The organism is Hymenobacter oligotrophus, assembly GCF_003574965.1.
Classification (GTDB): domain Bacteria; phylum Bacteroidota; class Bacteroidia; order Cytophagales; family Hymenobacteraceae; genus Solirubrum; species Solirubrum oligotrophum.
Genome location: NZ_CP032317.1, coordinates 4,015,066 through 4,032,060, shown reverse-complemented (window position 1 = coordinate 4,032,060; position 16,995 = coordinate 4,015,066). Strand labels below are relative to the sequence as shown.

The 16,995-nt window shown below is 61.6% G+C and carries 13 protein-coding genes; 7 read left to right on the top strand and 6 right to left on the bottom strand.

Annotated features, from left to right (window positions below; all coding sequences use genetic code 11):
• Window positions 1-60: 60 nt before the first annotated feature.
• On the bottom strand, window positions 61-2,184 hold the full coding sequence (gene rho / locus D3Y59_RS17340) for a transcription termination factor Rho (protein WP_119446186.1): 2,124 nt from the start codon (window positions 2,182-2,184) through the stop codon (window positions 61-63).
• 428 nt (window positions 2,185-2,612) lie between these two features.
• On the opposite strand from rho, the gene serS reads away from it, so the two are divergent.
• Window positions 2,613-3,890: a serine--tRNA ligase gene (serS, locus tag D3Y59_RS17335; RefSeq protein WP_119446185.1), complete on the top strand. Its 1,278-nt coding sequence runs from the start codon at window positions 2,613-2,615 to the stop codon at window positions 3,888-3,890.
• 170 nt (window positions 3,891-4,060) lie between these two features.
• On the opposite strand, the gene D3Y59_RS17330 is transcribed toward serS, so the two are convergent.
• From D3Y59_RS17330 to polX, 3 genes are all read right to left on the bottom strand, one after another.
• The gene (locus tag D3Y59_RS17330) at window positions 4,061-4,546 is read right to left on the bottom strand and encodes an OsmC family protein (RefSeq protein ID WP_119446184.1); all 486 of its coding nucleotides are present in this window, start codon (window positions 4,544-4,546) and stop codon (window positions 4,061-4,063) included.
• Window positions 4,547-4,673: 127 nt separating this feature from the next.
• Window positions 4,674-5,741, bottom strand: a complete 1,068-nt coding sequence (locus D3Y59_RS17325; protein ID WP_119446183.1) for a glycosyltransferase family 9 protein — start codon at window positions 5,739-5,741, stop codon at window positions 4,674-4,676.
• Between the two features lie 51 nt (window positions 5,742-5,792).
• Entirely contained in the window at window positions 5,793-7,565 is a 1,773-nt protein-coding gene (gene polX / locus D3Y59_RS17320) for a DNA polymerase/3'-5' exonuclease PolX (RefSeq protein ID WP_119446182.1), read from the bottom strand.
• A gap of 98 nt (window positions 7,566-7,663) precedes the next feature.
• Here polX and D3Y59_RS17315 point away from each other — a divergent pair, with 98 nt between their 5' ends.
• The 4 genes from D3Y59_RS17315 (at window position 7,664) to D3Y59_RS17300 (ending at window position 10,777) form a co-directional block, all read left to right on the top strand.
• Window positions 7,664-8,059: a hypothetical protein gene (locus tag D3Y59_RS17315; protein WP_119446181.1), complete on the top strand. Its 396-nt coding sequence runs from the start codon at window positions 7,664-7,666 to the stop codon at window positions 8,057-8,059.
• 111 nt (window positions 8,060-8,170) lie between these two features.
• A complete protein-coding gene (locus tag D3Y59_RS17310) occupies window positions 8,171-8,578 on the top strand; it encodes an EVE domain-containing protein (protein WP_119446180.1) in 408 nt (135 codons plus the stop codon).
• 81 nt (window positions 8,579-8,659) lie between these two features.
• The gene (locus tag D3Y59_RS17305) at window positions 8,660-10,147 is read left to right on the top strand and encodes a hypothetical protein (RefSeq protein ID WP_162910871.1); all 1,488 of its coding nucleotides are present in this window, start codon (window positions 8,660-8,662) and stop codon (window positions 10,145-10,147) included.
• Between the two features lie 63 nt (window positions 10,148-10,210).
• Window positions 10,211-10,777, top strand: a complete 567-nt coding sequence (locus tag D3Y59_RS17300) for a DUF4252 domain-containing protein (protein ID WP_119446178.1) — start codon at window positions 10,211-10,213, stop codon at window positions 10,775-10,777.
• Window positions 10,778-11,175: 398 nt separating this feature from the next.
• Here D3Y59_RS17300 and D3Y59_RS18835 read toward each other — a convergent pair whose 3' ends face one another.
• Both D3Y59_RS18835 and D3Y59_RS17290 read right to left on the bottom strand, forming a co-directional pair.
• A complete protein-coding gene (locus D3Y59_RS18835) occupies window positions 11,176-12,654 on the bottom strand; it encodes an OmpA family protein (protein ID WP_119446177.1) in 1,479 nt (492 codons plus the stop codon).
• Between the two features lie 282 nt (window positions 12,655-12,936).
• Window positions 12,937-14,229, bottom strand: a complete 1,293-nt coding sequence (locus D3Y59_RS17290) for an aminopeptidase P N-terminal domain-containing protein (protein ID WP_119446176.1) — start codon at window positions 14,227-14,229, stop codon at window positions 12,937-12,939.
• Window positions 14,230-14,492: 263 nt separating this feature from the next.
• Between D3Y59_RS17290 and D3Y59_RS17285 the strand changes: the two genes are divergently transcribed.
• Both D3Y59_RS17285 and D3Y59_RS17280 read left to right on the top strand, forming a co-directional pair.
• Window positions 14,493-15,539: a glycosyltransferase family 9 protein gene (locus D3Y59_RS17285; RefSeq protein WP_119446175.1), complete on the top strand. Its 1,047-nt coding sequence runs from the start codon at window positions 14,493-14,495 to the stop codon at window positions 15,537-15,539.
• 162 nt (window positions 15,540-15,701) lie between these two features.
• Complete coding sequence (locus D3Y59_RS17280) at window positions 15,702-16,961, top strand: M16 family metallopeptidase (protein ID WP_119446174.1); 1,260 nt, start codon at window positions 15,702-15,704, stop codon at window positions 16,959-16,961.
• Window positions 16,962-16,995 lie beyond the last annotated feature (34 nt).

Below are 16,995 nucleotides of genomic sequence, written 5' to 3'. Positions count from 1 at the left end.
AACAAAAAAGCCCCGCCATTGCTGGCGGGGCTTTTTTGTTAGCGGTTGAATGAACAGCGCTTAGCCGTTCATCGATACCAGGAATTCCATGTTGTCGCGGGTGCCTTTCATGCGGTCTTTCAGGAACTCCATGGCCTCGGTGGAGGTCATGTCGGACATGAACTTGCGCAGTACCCACACGCGGCTGAGCTCTTCCTTGCCCATCAGCAGGTCTTCGCGGCGGGTGCCGGATGCCGGCACGTCGATGGCCGGGAAGATGCGCTTGTTGGCCAGCTTGCGGTCGAGCTGCAACTCCATGTTGCCGGTGCCCTTGAATTCTTCGAAGATTACTTCATCCATCTTCGAGCCGGTGTCCGTCAGGGCTGTGGCAATGATGGTGAGCGAACCGCCATTCTCAACGTTGCGGGCGGCACCGAAGAAGCGCTTGGGCTTCTGGAGTGCGCCAGCATCGATACCACCCGACAGGATGCGGCTCGACGAGGGCTGCACCGTGTTGTAGGCGCGGGCGAGGCGGGTAATCGAGTCGAGCAGAATTACCACATCGTGGCCGCACTCCACCAGGCGCTTGGCTTTGTCGAGGGCCATGCCGGCGATTTTCACGTGGCGGTCGGCGGTTTCGTCGAAGGTCGAGCTGAGCACTTCGGCTTTCACCGTGCGCTGCATTTCGGTTACCTCCTCGGGGCGTTCGTCGATGAGCAAAATCATCAGGTACACCTCGGGGTGGTTTTCGGCGATGGAGTTGGCAATTTCTTGCAGCAGCACCGTCTTGCCTACTTTCGGCTGCGCCACAATCAGGCCGCGCTGGCCTTTACCAATGGGGGCAAACAAATCCAGAATACGCGTGCTGTACTGCGAGGGCGAGGTGCTCAGCTTCAGGCGCTCTTCGGCAAACAACGGCGTAAGGTGCGAGAAGGAAATCCGGTCGCGCACGTCTTCTACCGAGCGGCCGTTTACGCTCTCTACCGTTACCAGAGCGTAATACTTCTCGCCTTCTTTGGGCGGGCGCACGGTGCACTTCACGGTGTCGCCGGCCTTGAGCGAGTACTGCTTTACCTGCTGCGGGGACACGTAAATGTCGTCGGGCGAGGCTAAGTAGTTGTAGTAGGGCGAGCGGAGGAAGCCGTAGCCGCCGTCGGGCATCATCTCCAGGGCACCTTCGCTCGGGATGGTGATATCCAACGACTCGACGCGCGGCAATTGCGGCTGCCGCTGCTGTTGCGGCTGCTGGCCTGGCTCGCCGGCCTGGCGCGGCCCTTGCTGCTGCGGTTGGCGGCCTTCGCGGTTAAAGCGTTCTTCGCGGCGCTGGTCACGGTCGCGGGGTTCGCGGCCTTCGCGCATTTCGCGGGGTTCCCGCGGCTCGCGCACTTCGCGTTCATCGCGGGGTAGCTGCTGCTGTTGCGGTGCCTGCCCGTTGAGCGGACGCGGCTGCTCACCTAGGGGGCGCGGCGCCTGGGGCGCTTGCTCGGGGGCACCCTGCTGCACGGGGCGCGGCTCGCGGGGCTCGTTGCGGTTGGGACGCGGCGCGTCGCGGCGGTAATCGGCCGGGCGAATTTCGCGCGGCTCGCGGCCGGGTTGCGGCACCACAAAACGCACGGGGCGTTGCTCGCGGGGCTGCTCCTCGGCCGGGCGCGGCGCAGGTGCTTCGGCGGGCTGCGGAATTTCGGGTACGGGTTGCGCAATAACGGGCGCGTCGGGGGCCGGGGCCTCCACGGGCGGCAGCGGTGCGGCAGTTGTGTTGGCGTCTTCGTCGGGGGCAAGGGAAACGGCCGGGGCGTCGTTGCGACGGCCGCGGCCACCGCGCTGTGCGCCGCGCGGCGGGCGCCCGTTGGCTTGTACCTCCGGCACCGCAACGGCGGGTGCGTCGGCTACTGCCACAGCTGCTTCGAGTGCGGGAACTTCGGCGGCCAACGGCGCAGGTGCCGGTGCCGCAGTGCGGCCACCACGGCGCTCGGGGCGGCCGGCTGGGGCTGCGTTGCCATTCAGCGCAGGGGCGGCATCAATGGTTTCGGCCAGCGGAGCCCGTTTGGTAGGCATTTTATCGGGCGGCGTAATAGCTTGCTGATCCAGAATCTTGTAGATAAGGTCCTGCTTGCTCAGGCGGCGGAAATTGCCCACGTTAAGGGATTCGGCTATTTCCTTCAGCTCGGACAACAAGCGGTCCTTGAGCTCGTCAATAGTGTACATAAATGGGTACGGGAGGGAGAGAAATCGGGGTGGAGATGCCCGGCAAATGCCGCCGCGGCCCTTTGGCGAGCTGCCACGGCACAAACCCAACAGATAAGCAGCGCAAACGCGCGGGCAGGATGTCAGAAAAGCTAGAGACTCTGGGCGCTGGAACCAATCGGGCCGGAAACCACCTAGGGCTGGGCCCGGCATCAGACGCCGGCTTGCTTGCGCAATGTTACGCAATACGGCCAAAAGGGCCAATAGGATGCACCGATTTTATAAACAGTGCTCGAGAATTTAACTTTTCGCAGATTGGCTTAGTTCCGAGCGGGCTGTTTGCTTTTCGGCTCCTAGGTGCCGAAGCGCACCAACTCGGCGGCAGAACTGCCGGCGGCACCCGAAAACCGCTACTTTTGCCACGTTTCATCGCGTATCGTCGCCGAAGTATGCTGCAAGTTTCCGTCCTGAAAGAACAAACCGACCGGGTATTGGCCGGCCTAACCAAAAGGAATTTCCCCAACGCTGAGGCCGAGGTGCAACGTGTGCTGGAGCTCGACCAACGCCGCCGACAGCTGCAAACCGAGCACGACTCGGCCCAGGCCGAGGCCAACAAGCTGGCCCAGCAAATTGGCGCGCTGATGAAAAGCGGCGACAAAGCCGGCGCCGAAGAGCTGAAAAGCCGCACCGCCGCCCTCAAGCAGCAAACCAAAACCGCTGCCGAAGAGCTAACCGGCGTGGAAAAGGAGCTGCAGGACGCCTTGTATCGCATTCCGAACGTGCCGCACGCGAGCGTGCCGGCCGGCCGCTCGGCCGACGATAACGAGGTGGTGCGCGAAGTAGGCAATAAGCCCGAACTACCCGGCGAAGCCCTCCCCCACTGGGACCTGATTAAGAAGCTCGATATCATCGATTTTGAGCTCGGCAATAAGATTACGGGCGCCGGCTTTCCGGTGTACAAAGGCCAGGGTGCCCGCTTGCAGCGCGCGCTCATCAACTTCTTCCTTGATGAAGCCATGGCCGCCGGCTACACCGAAATGCAGCCGCCCATTCTCATCAACGAGGCCTCGGGGTACGGCACCGGTCAGCTGCCCGACAAAGAGGGCCAGATGTACCACGCCACCGCCGACGACCTGTACCTAATTCCGACGGCGGAGGTGCCCATTACCAACCTCTACCGCGACGAAATTATTGCCACCGAGCGCCTGCCCGTGCGCAACGCGGGCTATACGCCCTGCTTCCGCCGCGAGGCGGGCTCGTGGGGTGCGCACGTGCGCGGCCTCAACCGCCTCCACCAGTTCGATAAGGTAGAGATTGTGGAAATCGATCTGCCGGAGCGCTCGTACCAAACCCTGGAGCGCATGCTGGGCCATATCGAAGGCCTACTGCAGAAGCTGGAGCTGCCCTACCGCGTGCTGCGCCTCTGCGGCGGCGATATGGGCTTCACCTCGGCCCTCACCTACGACTTGGAAGTGTGGTCGGCGGCGCAGCAGCGCTGGCTGGAGGTATCCTCCTGCTCGAACTTCGAAACCTACCAGGCCAACCGCCTGAAGCTGCGCTACCGCGACGAAAACAACAAAACGCAGCTGCTGCACACGCTCAACGGCTCGGCGCTGGCCTTGCCGCGCATTGTGGCAGCCTTGCTCGAAAACAACCAGCAAGCCGATGGCACCATTCGCCTGCCCGAGGTGCTGCACCGCTACTGCGGCTTTGCGCAGCTGGGCTAGCTCCAGCGCTTCGCCTAGGTAACAAAAAGCCCGGTTGCTAACAGCAACCGGGCTTTTTGTTGGGCTTATGCAGAACGACTACCGCAGGCATTGCTTGATCTGGAGTCGGCAAGGTTTTTTGTTCGGTGCGTAGGCCCTTTATGGCAACGCAAGCTGTGGGTACCTAGGGCTCACACCCAAGCATCGGCGGGCACCAAAGTGGTTTCGATGCGCAGGCTTTTGCTGAGGGTTTTCTGCACCGGGCACTTGGCCGAGATTACCTCCAAACGCTGGCGTTGCTCGGCCGTGAGGGGCCCGAGCAGGCGCAGCTGCTTGCGCACCACTTCGAGGTTGGCACCGGCTTCCTGCTCGCATTGCTCGCAGTCGAGCCGGTGCTCGCGCCCGTGCGAAAGGCGTACCTCTACGCCCTCGAGCGGCCATTGCTTTTGGTTGGCATACAGGCGCAGCGTGATGGCCGTGCAGGCACCTAGGGCCGAGAGCAGCATATCGTAGGGCGTGGGGCCGCGGTCGTGCCCACCAACGGCCACGGGCTCGTCGATGATGAAGGTATGTCGGCCGGCCTGCACATCGGCAAGCAGCGCATCGGGGCCTACGCGCACCACCACGGTGTGGTCGGCGGGTGGCGGTTGGGTGGCGGCGGGAGTGTTTTCAGTCATGCGGCAACAAGCTTGGGGCAAGTGGGTGCTTGCCTAACTACGTTGCTTGCGGCAAACCTGCCGTGGCCTGACCTGAAAAAGCCCACCTAGGATGCTAGGTCGGCTTTTTGGTTGTGGAAGCTGGTGCTTAACGGGCGTCGCGGGCGGGCGGCAAATCAAGGTCGAAGCGGATGTCGCGCATGCAGCGGAAGTGGCCTTGCGGGCACTTATCGTAGCCAATCTTGGAACACGGCCGGCAGGCCAACCCCTCCACCTCCAGCACCCGAAACTCCGTGCGGAACGGGTACATGCCGAATTCGGGCACGGTATTGCCCCACACACTAAAGATTTCCTTGCGGAAAGCCGCTGCAATGTGCATCAGGCCGGTATCGTGGCTGATGACCAACTGCGCCTGCTTTACCAGCGACGCCGATTGGTGCAGCGAAAAACGGCCGCAAGCATTGTAGATAGTGGTGCGCGAAGGCGGCAGCGCGGTTTTGTCGAAATAGTAAGGCGATGCCGGAATGTTATGCGGCGTAACCCCAGAATGCTCGCGGGGCTGGTGCTGCTCGAAGTGCAGCTCAATCACGTGGCCGGTGCTTTCGTCTTCGGGGCCGCCCAGGAGCACCACCGGGCGGCGCAACTGCCCGCACAGCTCGATAATGCGCTCCACAGGCAGGCGCTTGGTGGCGTGTTGCGCACCGATGGCAAAGGCCACGTAGCCGTTGTGAAAGTCGGCGGGCAAGGTTTGCTCCACGTCAACGCGCTGATCGGGCGGAATAAAATAGTCGAGGCCGCGGCCGTCGTCGTGCACGCCGAGGGGCGCGGCAGCGGCCAGGTAGCGCTGTACAATGTGCACGCGCGGCAGCACATCCCATTTCAGGTTCACGCGCAGCCACTTGCGTAAGTTGAGCTTGTTGAAGCTGGCGCTCGGCCGGCCCAACTGCAGCTTAATCAGGAAGGTGCGCAGGTTGTTGTGCAGATCGACGATGAAATCGAACCGCTCCTGCTGCAGTTCGCGCACCAGTTCCTTGAGCGAACCGGTTAAGCAATGCACTTTATCCACGTAGGGGTTGGCCTCGAGCATGTCCCGGTACGCAGGTTTGGTGCAGTAGTGCACCTGCGCATCGGGCACTTGCTGCTTGAGGCAGCGCACCACCGGCGTGGTCAGCACAATGTCGCCAATGGAGGAAAAGCGCAGAACTAAAATCTTCACTGGTTAAGCTTGTTTCTCTGATGCCAGCCCCTAGGCTACCGCCGAGGCGCCTTAGCCGAACAGCGGGCCGAAGTCGACGGGTTTCGTGGCGGCGGCCTTGGGCCCCGAAAACTTTACGGCTTGGGCGCGGCGCTGCTCAAAATACGCCGCCAGCTCCTCCCCTGTCAGGGCGTTCAGCGTCATGGCCGCCGTGAGGCCGCCTTTGCGGCCTTGCTCCACGCCGTAACGCATGTCGGCGTAGCCATCGGTGTGGTGGGCATCGGGGTTGATGCTCAGGCGCACACCTTTACCTAAGGCGTAGCGCACCCATTGCCAATCGAGGTCGAGGCGCCAAGGGTTCGAGTTGATTTCGATGGCCACGTTGTGCTCGGCGCAAGCATCAATAATGGCTTCGTAATCGAGCGGGTACCCCTCGCGGCGCAGCAGCAGGCGCCCGGTGGGGTGCCCTAGCATGGTGCAGTACGGGTTGGCAATGGCGCGCAACAGGCGCTCGGTGGCGCGCTCCTTGTCCATCTTCAGCCCACTGTGCACCGAGGCCACCACAAAGTCGAAAGAAGCCAGCACCTCGTCGGGGTAATCGAGCGAACCATCCGAGAGGATGTCCGACTCAATGCCTTTGAATATGCGGAAGGGCGCCAGCTCGCGGTTGAGGCGTTCAATTTCTTGGTGCTGTTGCTCCACCCGCTCGATGCTGAGCCCATTGGCGTAGTGCGCGGCGCGCGAATGGTCGCAGATGCCTAGGTACTGGTAGCCGTTGTCGCGCAGGAACTCGGCCATTTGGCGCAACGAGTGCGCCCCATCGGAGTAGGTGCTGTGGTTGTGCAGCGAGCCGCGCAGGTCGGCTTCGGTAAGCAGCACAGGCAGCTTGTGCGCGGCGGCTTCCTCTATTTCGCCGGCGCCCTCGCGCATTTCGGGCTCGATGTACTGCAGGCCGGCTTTTTCGTAGATGGCCGCTTCGCTGAAAAACTTGGTTTGGCGCACCAATTGGCGCAACGTGGCCGCCGGTGCTTTGGCACCTAGGGGCGCCGAGAGGTGGGCATCGGAGCCGGTTTGCAGAAACAGGCAGTTGGTGTAGTTCTCGGGGGTAGCAATTTGCACTTCCACCTTCACGCCCGACTCCTGCGCCGTGCCGCGCCAAGCAAAGGGCCCCGAGTTGGCATCATCGGCCACCAAGGCTTCGATGGCACCTAGGGCCTCGTGCACGGCCCATGGCTGGTTGGTGCCCACCACCACCCGGATGGTTTCGACCACCGGCAGGGCACGGCGCACTTCGCCCGCCGCGGCCACTTGCTCGGTGCGCAGGGCTTCCTGCAGCAAGGTCACCAACTGCGCGGCCAGGTTTTGCGCCTGGTTGATGAGCAGCTTGCCCTTGCTTTGCGCCGTGAACTCCAACGCTTGCAGCAGCGCCTCTTGGGTTTTGGCGCCAAAGCCTTTGAGCGCAGCCACGCGGTTTTGCTCGGCAGCTTCGCGCAGCGCGTCAACGGTTTCAACGCCTAGCTCGCGCCACAGGGCCCGTATCTTTTTCGGCCCAAAGCCTTTGATACTTAACATGCTCACCACGCCGGGCGGGGTGGCTTCTTGCAGACGCGCCAGCTCGGGGAAGGTGCCCGTGCGCAGCAGCTCTTGCGCCGCTAGGGCAGCGCCTTTACCTAGGCCCCCAACGGTAGTAAACTCGCTGGGCTCGAGGTTGGCCAAGGGCTGCTCGAGGCGGTCGATGGCAGCGGCGGCGCTTTCGTAGGCGCGCACCTTAAAAGGATTTTCGTCGTGCAGCTCCAGCAGCTGGGCCATCAGCCGAAAGGCGCGAATGAGGGCGCGGTTTTCCAAGGCAAGTATCGTTTGAAGCAGTAAAGCTATACGCAAAACCGCAGGGCGGCGTGGTAGGGTTACGGCAAAAGCCACCTAGGTTACGTATGTTAGCCGCTATGCGACTCTCTGCCTTGCTATTTGCCCTTTGTGTGCTGTTGCTCTCGAGCACCTGCCGTAACGACTCGGGCAGTGCCACCGAGCTAAAAATGAAAATGCTGTACCGCACCTGGCTGCACGCCCACGAAGAAGACCAAGGCGACATTCGCGTGTACCGCCCCAATACCTACAACTTTCCGCCGTCGCGCGGGCGCACGGGCTTTGCCTTCGAGCAAAACGGCTTGTTTACGCAATACGACATTGCCCCCACCGACGGCATTGAGGGCCGCAAAGGCACCTGGGCGCCCGCAAACGACAATACCCTACGCATCAGCCTCGAAGACAAAAAAGACCCCGATTACCAATTGGAAATCGTGTCGCTCGAAAACGACGTGCTGAAGGTGAAACGGAAATAAGCTGTTAGCTATTAGCTGTTGGCTGTTGGCTAAAAGCTGGTAGCTACTTTTGACTTGCACCTGCTGGTTTGCGGCATCGTGTTCCTTGTCACCTGTTACTTGTTACTTCCATTGAATTACTGGCTCGTTAAATCCGAACCTGCCGCGTACAGCTTTTCCGACCTCGAGCGCGACGGCCAAACCGACTGGACCGGCGTACGCAACCACCAGGCCCGCAACTTCTTGTCCCAAATGCAACCCGGCGACCTAGTGCTCGTGTACCACAGCGTTACCGATAAAGAAGTAGTGGGCATTGCCGAGGTAGCCCGCGCCGCCTACCCCGACCGCACCGCCGAGCCCAACACACCGTGGGTAGCCGTGGATTTGCGCCCGCACCAACGCCTGCCGCGCACCGTATCGTTGGCTGCCATTAAGGCCGATGAGCGGCTGCGGCAAATTAGCTTGCTCCGCCAATCGCGCTTATCCGTAATGCCATTACAACCGGCCGAGTTCGACGTGCTGCTCGAGCTGGCGCACTAAGCCACCTAGGGGTATGTCTTTTGGCCAGGCTTTGTTGTATTTTTAAGGAAGCTGCTTTCGCCCTACCCCTACCCCCTGCTTATGCCTCGCCATTACCTGATGCTGTTGCTGCTGTGGCTGCCGCTGGGCTTGCGTGCGCAGCTCGCTCCCACGCAGCCCAAGCGCCTGGAGCTAAAGCTTGAGCCCAGCTACAGCGACGTGCAGGTGGTGCCATTGCCCGATAGCACGGTGGTGTTGTTCGTGGAAAACGAGCCCAGCAATTCCTTCAAGATCGAATACCGCTTCCAGCATTTCAACCGCGAGCTGCAGCTGGCGCGCGAAGCCGTGGTGGAGGTGCCCACCGAGTTCGATCTGCGTTTTGCCTGCGCCGAAACGCCTTACGCCTACGCCCTGTTTCAGTCGGGCTACATTCAGTCGCGGTTTCAGGTGTTCCGGCTCGATTTGCGCAACGGCCAAACCCAAGGTTTCTCTTTCGATACCAAACTTGTAAACGACCTCTACGATCTGGAGGTGCTTAACGGCAAGCTGTTTGCCACGGTGCAGGTGGCGCAGCACCTCACCGTAATGCACATCGACATGGACGGCGAAGAGTTCCGGCTGCTGCCCTCGGTGTACGAGCCGCTGCCCACGCAGCTTACTTTTTTGGCCGACTCGGCTACCGAGCGCGTGGGCTACGTGCTCAGCCAAACCAACGGGCGGCTGTCGCGCTTGCAGGTAAAGCAGCTTTCGGCGCGCGGGCAGTTGCTGGCTTCGCAGTTTATCCAGGCCGAAAGCGGCCGCGGGCTGGTTACGGCCGAGCTCAGCCCCGGCGACAGCGTGCGGCGCTTGCTCACGGGCACCTACACCCTGCGCGACCCTAGGTACTCGCAGGGCCTGTTTGCCACCGACCTATCGGGCGGGCCCACCGCGCGGCCACCGTTGCGCTTCTACGATTTCACGGTGCTCAAGCACTTTTTCGATTTCATGAAGCCGCGCCGGGCCGAGCGCCTGCGGGCCCGCAGCGCGCAGCGCCGCGCCGCCGGCCGCGATTTGCGCCTGCGCTACCGCATCCTCACGCACCGCATGTTGCCCTTCGACGATGGCTACGTGCTGATGGCCGAAATCTATTACCCGCGCTACCGCTACGATTCGTACGGCCTGGTGCTGTTTGCGCCCAACCGCACCTTCGACGGCTACCGGTCGTCGCACGCCATTGTGTGCGGCTTCGACCGCAACGGCACCTTGCTCTGGGACAACACCTTCGTGCTGAAAAACGCCGAGCGACCCACGCTTACCGAAACCGTGCGTGCCCGCCCCTTGCCCGATGGCCGCCGCTTGGCCTTGGCCTACGTCGACGAGGATAAAATACGCTACAAGATTGTGGACCGCACCGCGCCCTCGCCCAACGATTTGCACGTGCCGCTGGCCACCAACACCCAAGGCCTGCGCGAAAAAGCCGTTTCCACCACGCGCACGGGTATTTTGCCCTGGTACGGCAGCCGCTTTTTGGCCTACGGCTACCAGCGCGTGCGCCCCGAGCAAGGCAGCCCGCGCGAGGTGTTCTTCCTGAACGTGGTGGCATTTGAGTAAATCTTGCGGCCGCAGCGGCACGTAGAGGCGTGCATATCTGCGCAAACGCCTTACTTCGCTGCCATGATGAAACCTACCCTGCTTCGCCTCTGGCCCCTGCTGTTGCTGCTTTGGCTTGGTGCCTGCCGCGCCGCCGGCCCCGAAACTCCGGCTCGCACCGTTGCTGAGTTTTTCAACAAATACGAAAACCGCTCCGGCTTTCGGGCCACTACGTACGAGCCCAACTTGCTGACCCGGATTGTGCTGGGCCGCGTAAGCCGCATGTCCGACGCCGACGCCGTGCAGGCCATTACGGCTGTGCGCAGCATTCGGGCCCTAACTTTTACGCCTACCTCGGCCCGCGCCCGCAACCTCACCGAGCGCGGCCTGCTGAATGAGGTAGACGGCCTGCTGCGCAACGAACGCTACGAACCCCTGAACACCACGCCCACCGAGGGCGCGGCCGGCAACACTTACCGCTACTCCGTACGCCGCAGCGGCGACCGGATACGCGAGGTAGTAGCTACCAGCCGCGTGCAGGACGTACCCGATTCGTTTTTGATGATGGCCATCAGCGGCGACTTCACGCAAGCGCAGCTCGATCAGCTAACCAAGATTTTGCCGGGCATGACTGGCGAAATCACCAAGTAGCCTAGGTAGCCATTCCTGGTTTTTACCCAAAGGGCCGGGGCAGCAGTGCTGCCCCGGCCCTTTTGTTTCTGCAGGCCCGAGGCTCCGCTGCGCCGTTTGTCATCCTGAGCCTAGCGAAGGACCTTCTCACGTCGGGACCTCACCCCCAGCCCCTACCCAAAAGCAGAGGGGAGTGTATGCTATCCGGCGTCAGCACCTCTGATGTCTCGCTCTGCTCGACATGACAACGGCCCTAGGTCATCAGGCTCCCCCTCTCCTTTTGGGGAGGGGGTCGGGGGGGTCCCGACGTGAGAAGGCCTTTCGCTTAAGCTCAGGATGACAGGAGCCACCCCTCGCCGACAAAAAAAGCGGCGCCTCATTGCTGGGGCGCCGCTTTTTAGCGAATCATCACCTAGGACTTAGGGCTGCGGGGCAGCTTCTTGGCCGGGGATGAAGAACTCGAAGCGGAACTCAACGCGGCGGTTCTGCGACATGTTTTTGGCCGAGGTATTGGGTGCGGCGGGTGCGCTTTCGCCCATGCCCAGCGTCGGGATGCGGCTCGGGTCCACACCTTTCTGGGTAAAGTAGTTCTTGGCCGAAATAGCACGGCGCTCCGACAGGCCTTGGTTGTACTCATCGGTACCGCGCGAGTCGGCGTGGCCTACGATGCGGATGCTGTACTCGGGGTGCTCTTGCAGGGCACGTACCATCTTATCTAGCGTGGGGTACGACGAGGGCAGGATTTGCGTGCTGTTGGTGCGGAAGCGGATGGGCTGCTCCAGCTTGCGGATTTCCTGCGGAATTTCGGGGCAGCCGTTGGCGTCTACCTTGGCACCGGCGGGGGTGTTGGGGCAGCGGTCGGCGCTGTCGGGCACACCGTCGCCGTCGGCATCAATCGGGCAGCCGTTGGCGTCTACCTGCACGCCTTTCGGGGTGTCGGGGCACTTGTCGTTCTTATCAGCTACGCCGTCGCCGTCGGCATCGGGGCAGCCGCGCAGGGCAGCCGTACCAGCCTGGTCGGGGCAGTCGTCGTCCTTGTCGCGTACGCCGTCGTTGTCTTTATCAGGGCAGCCCTGCAGCTCGGCTTTGCCGGCTTCGGTGGGGCACTGATCTTGGTAATCCGGCACACCGTCCTTGTCGCCGTCGAGCGGGCAGCCGTTTTCGTCAACCTGCACACCAGCGGGGGTGTCCGGGCACTTGTCTTTTTTGTCGCGTACGCCGTCGCCGTCGGTATCCTTGGCTTTGCCCAGGCCGATGTTCAGGCCCACGGTGTGCTGCAGGTACCGGTCGTCGATGCTGTTGTCGTCGCGGTTGGGCTGGTTATCGAGGTTGGCACCTAGCGGGAAGTGCTGGCCCGTTTGCACGAACAGGCCCACGGCATCGCCCAGGCGGAAGTTGATGCCCGCTGCACCGTGCACATCGAAGTAAGTCTTGCTCTCGTCGAAGGTGCGCGACTGGTTGTCGCGGTTGAGGGTACCCCCGGCGCTGGCAAAGGCCAAGCCCGGCGACACCAGCAGGTAGGGCTGCACGCGGGCGTCCTCCTTCAGGGCCCAACCGTTGTTCAGCTTCAGCTTAAAGCCTAGGTTGGCATTTATCACGTTGGTTTCGAAGCTCGAACCGAAGTACGGATTGCCCTGCGCGGTGGTGTGCTTTAGCTCCACGTAGCTCAGGTGCAGGCCCATGTCGAGGCCCGGCGAAATGTAGCGGTTGATGCTGAGGCCGGGACCAAACTCCGCCTGATCGAGCTTCCAGTACTCCGAACCGAAGTTGCCTTTGTACTGAAACGTGCTTACGTTGAGGCCCAGGCCCCAACGACGGTCGGCGTTTTGCGCTTGTCCGCGCGGGGCCGCCGCCAGCAGCGCCAGACCCAGGACAGATGTGGTTATAAGGTGTTTCATGAGCGAAACGCTTAAGTGAGGAAAAGCAGTTTGGGGCGCGAAATACGCTATTGCATCCCATACATTAACGCCACACTATACTTTTCAAAGCCTTACTTAGTTGTGTTTTCGGGCATATTATTGCGGTTCGGCGGGTAGCACAAGCGGCTGTTCCTGCTGAGTGCCAGCGGCTGGCGCCCTTGTTTGGCCGTACTGCTCAAAGCCCTGCCGGCGCTGCCAAAAAAAGAAAAACGCCGCCCCGGGCCGGGGCGGCGTTTTGCATTACTTCAAGATGAAGTGTTGCTAGCGTTGGGCCATCAGGCGCTCGATGTCGTCGGCCTCCAGCGGAATGTCGGCCATTAGGTCTTCGCACTGCGAGCGGGTAATTACCACGTCGTTTTCGAGGCGGATACCCAGGCCCTCCTCGCGGATGTAGATGCCCGGCTCCACGGTGTACACCATGCCCGGCTCGAAGGTGCGGTACTTGGCGCCCACATCGTGCACATCAAGTCCTAGGTAGTGCGAGGTGCCGTGCATAAAGTACTTCTTGTACAGCGGCGCGGCGGGGTCTTGGTTGTTCACGTCGCCTTGGCTGAGCAAGCCCAGGCCAATGAGCTCCTGCTCCATGGTACGGCCCACGGCGGCGTGGTAATCCTCGATGTTGTTGCCGGCCACCAGCTGCGATTTGGCAAACTTCATCACGCGCAGCACCGCGTCGTACACTTGGCGCTGGCGCTCGGTAAACTTGCCGTTCACGGGGATGGAGCGCGAAAGGTCGGCGGCGTAGTTGGCGTACTCCGCGCCGAAGTCGAGCAGCAGCACGTCGCCGTCGTGGCATTCGCGGTCGTTGCTCACGTAGTGCAGAATGCAGGCGTTGGCGCCCGAGGCGATGATGCTGCCGTAGGCGGGGCCGCGCGAGCCGCTGCGCAGGAACTCGTGGAAGATTTCGGCTTCGATTTCGTACTCCATCACGCCGGGCCGCACAAAGCCCAGCAAGCGGCGGAACGCGTTGCCCGTGATTTCGCAGGCGCGGCGCATCAGCCGGATTTCCTCCTGGCTCTTGATGGCGCGCAGCTGGTGCATAATGGGCGCGGCGCGCTTGTAGTTGTGCAGCGGGTACTGCTCCCGGATTTCGCGGATAAAGCGGGCGTCGCGGGTTTGCACCTCCACCACCGAGCGGATGTGCTCGTTCGTGTTCAGGTACACGTGCTCGGCCTCGTTCATCAGGGCGTGCAGCACCTGCTTGAAAGAGTCGAGCCACATGATGGTTTTGATGCCCGACTGCTCGCGCGCTTGCTCTTTGGTGAGCTTGTAGCCTTCCCACACCAGAATATGCTCGCTGGTTTCCTTCAGAAACAGGATTTCGCGGTACTGCGGCAGCTTGGCATCGGGGAAGATGACCAGGATGCTTTCTTCCTGATCGACGCCCGAAAGGTAGAACAGGTCGTTGTTTTGCCGGAACGCCATGGTGCCATCGGCGTTGGTAGGCATGATGTCGTTGGAGTGGAATATGGCCAACGAGCCGGGCAGCAGTTGCCGCTCGAAGTTGCGGCGGTTGTGGACGAAGAGTTCGGGGGAGATTGAGCCGTAGCGCATGGAGTGGGTATTAGCGTGCGGAATAGCGGCCGCCAGCGCAGCCGGGTGCAAGTTAGGTTTTAGCCCCTAGGTGCCAAGGCCGGAATTGGCAGTTTGCACCCAGGGGCTAACGGCAAACTGCCCCGCCCGGGAGCTAATTATTCGGGCCGATATGTTGTAGCAACATAGGATGCGCCCGGTGGTAAAGGCCCGCTTTCGCAAATTGTACAATAACAGTTGCAGCAAAGCGGCCCGCAGGTATATTTGTATCCTTGCTTTATCCTATGCAAAGCCCAGCCGCTAACCAAGCCATTTTGCTGATTCAGACCGCCTTTATCGGCGATGTGATTTTGGCTACGGCATTGCTCGAGCGCCTGCACGAAACCGAGCCCGATACGCCCGTGGACGTGCTCGTGCGCCGCGGCAACGAAGGTTTGCTGAAAGGCCACCCGCACGTGCGGCAGGTGCTGGTGTGGGATAAGAAGAACGAAAAATACGGGGGCTTGTGGCGCCTGCTCCAGCAAGTGCGCGCTACCCACTATGGGCGCGTCATCAACCTGCAACGCTTTGCCTCCACGGGCTTCCTCACGGCTTTTTCGGGTGCTCGGCAGCGCATTGGTTTTGATAAGAACCCGCTGAGTTTTTTGTTTACGCACCGGCTGCCCCACGGCTTTGCGCCAGGGGTGCACGAGGTGAGCCGCAACCTTAGCCTGCTCGAGCCGGGCATACCGGCTCCGCTTACCCGCCCCCGCCTCTACCCCACCGCCGCCGACGAGGCCGCCGCCGCGACCTACTCCGAGGCGGGCCCGTACATCTGCATTGCCCCTACCTCGGTATGGTTTACCAAGCAGTTTCCGCGGGAGCAATGGGCTAAGCTGCTGCGGGCCTTGCCCGCGCACTACACCGTGTACTTGCTAGGTGGCCCGCCCGATGCAGCCGAGTGCCAGGACTTGCTCGAAAAAGCCGGACGGCCCCGGGTAATAAACCTGGCGGGCAAGCTGTCGTTGCTGGCTTCGGCGGCCCTGATGCGCGGCGCCGTGCTCAACTACGTCAACGATTCGGCCCCGCAGCACTTGGCCTCGGCCGTGGATGCGCCTACCTGCGCCGTATTCTGCTCCACGGTACCGTATTTCGGCTTCGGCCCGCTTAGCTCCTTTGCCCGCGTGGTGGAAATTGCCGAGGAGCTGGAGTGTAAACCCTGCGGCCTGCACGGCTACCGCAAGTGCCCACTAGGCCATTTCCGGTGCGCCCACGGCATCGAAACCCAACAGCTCCTAGGTGTGCTGGCCGAAGCCGAGGCGTGGGCAGCGCCGGTGGCAGCGGCACGCTAAGGTGCCCCGCGCCGTATTACTTACCTAGGTAACAGTGGCGTACTTTGCTGTTGTACCTTTGCTGCCCTTTGCCTTGGCTCACCAGCCTAGGTCAACCAACTGTCTTTCTCTGGTTTTTAGCGTTTTGGGCGCTGCTTAGCCCCGTTCCGCATTTCCATATCCATGCTCGAATACGATTTTTACGAGTTACCCAACGGCATTCGGGTGCTGCACAAGCAAGTGCCGCACACCAAAGTAGCCCACTGCGGTTTCCTACTCGATATTGGCTCGCGCGACGAACGCCCCGAGCAGTACGGCTTGGCGCACTTCTGGGAGCACATGGCCTTCAAAGGCACCGAAAAGCGCCGCTCCATTCACATTCTCAACCGCTTGGAAGCCGTGGGCGGCGAGCTGAACGCCTACACCACCAAGGAGAAAATCTGCTTTTACGCTTCGCTGCTGAGCACGCACTTCGAGCGGGCGTTCGAGCTGCTGACTGACCTTACCTTCAACTCGGTGTTTCCGGTGAAGGAAATTGAGAAAGAGCGCGGCGTGATTCTGGAGGAAATGTCGATGTACGTCGACACGCCCGAGGACGCTATCATCGACGATTTCGACGGGGTGGTGTACGGCGAGCACTCCCTAGGTCACAACATCCTGGGTACGCGCGAGAGCGTATCGGCCTTTCAGCAACAAGACTTTTTCCGGTTTCTGCAGGAAAACCTGCGCACCGATCGGCTGGTGTTTAGCTCGGTGAGCAACCTGCCGTTTAAGCAAGTAAGGCGCTTGGCCGATAAATACTTGGCGCCGCTGCCGGCCCAATTGGGTGCGCGCCCGCGCCTGCCCTTCGCCGACTACAAGCCCAAGCACCAAACCGAGCAAAAGCCCATTACGCAGGCCCATTCGCTTATCGGCTGCCCGGCTTATGCCTTGCCCGATGCGCGCCGCCTGCCCTTTTTCATGCTCACCAACATCCTAGGTGGGCCGGGCATGAACTCGCGCCTGAACCTGGCCGTGCGCGAGAAGTACGGCTTTGTGTACAGCATCGACGCCAACTACGCGCCCTACACCGACACGGGGTTGTTCGGTATTTACTTCGCTACCGAAAAAGCCCGCCTCGAGCGCACCACCCAGCTAGTGCTGCGCGAGCTGCGCCTGCTGCGCGAAAAGCCCCTGACTACCGCGCAGCTGCACATGGCCAAAGAGCAGCTGATGGGCCAGCTGGCCATGGCCGAAGAAAGCAACGGCGGTATGATGCAGCTGCTGGGCAAGAGCACCCTCGACCTAGGCCGCGTGGAGTCGCTCAACGAAATATTCGAGCGAATCCGGGAAGTAACCTCGCCGGAGCTGCAAGACCTCGCCAACGAAGTGCTGCGCGAAGACCAGCTCAGCGTGTTGCAGTACGTGCCCGAATCGAAGATCGGCACCAGCCAAGGCCGCTAAACTTAACCCAGCTAACCCTAGGTGGCGCGGGGCA

What these genes read in the sequence shown, in the direction of transcription:
- rho (WP_119446186.1), bottom strand. Translation starts at nt 2,184, where the DNA reads ATGTACACTATTGACGAGCTCAAGGACCGCTTGTTGTCCGAGCTGAAG.
- D3Y59_RS17280 (WP_119446174.1), top strand. Translation starts at nt 15,702, where the DNA reads ATGCTCGAATACGATTTTTACGAGTTACCCAACGGCATTCGGGTGCTG.
- D3Y59_RS17300 (WP_119446178.1), top strand. Translation starts at nt 10,211, where the DNA reads ATGATGAAACCTACCCTGCTTCGCCTCTGGCCCCTGCTGTTGCTGCTT.
- D3Y59_RS17315 (WP_119446181.1), top strand. Translation starts at nt 7,664, where the DNA reads ATGCGACTCTCTGCCTTGCTATTTGCCCTTTGTGTGCTGTTGCTCTCG.
- serS (WP_119446185.1), top strand. Translation starts at nt 2,613, where the DNA reads ATGCTGCAAGTTTCCGTCCTGAAAGAACAAACCGACCGGGTATTGGCC.
- D3Y59_RS18835 (WP_119446177.1), bottom strand. Translation starts at nt 12,654, where the DNA reads ATGAAACACCTTATAACCACATCTGTCCTGGGTCTGGCGCTGCTGGCG.
- D3Y59_RS17330 (WP_119446184.1), bottom strand. Translation starts at nt 4,546, where the DNA reads ATGACTGAAAACACTCCCGCCGCCACCCAACCGCCACCCGCCGACCAC.
- D3Y59_RS17290 (WP_119446176.1), bottom strand. Translation starts at nt 14,229, where the DNA reads ATGCGCTACGGCTCAATCTCCCCCGAACTCTTCGTCCACAACCGCCGC.
- D3Y59_RS17285 (WP_119446175.1), top strand. Translation starts at nt 14,493, where the DNA reads ATGCAAAGCCCAGCCGCTAACCAAGCCATTTTGCTGATTCAGACCGCC.
- D3Y59_RS17305 (WP_162910871.1), top strand. Translation starts at nt 8,660, where the DNA reads ATGCCTCGCCATTACCTGATGCTGTTGCTGCTGTGGCTGCCGCTGGGC.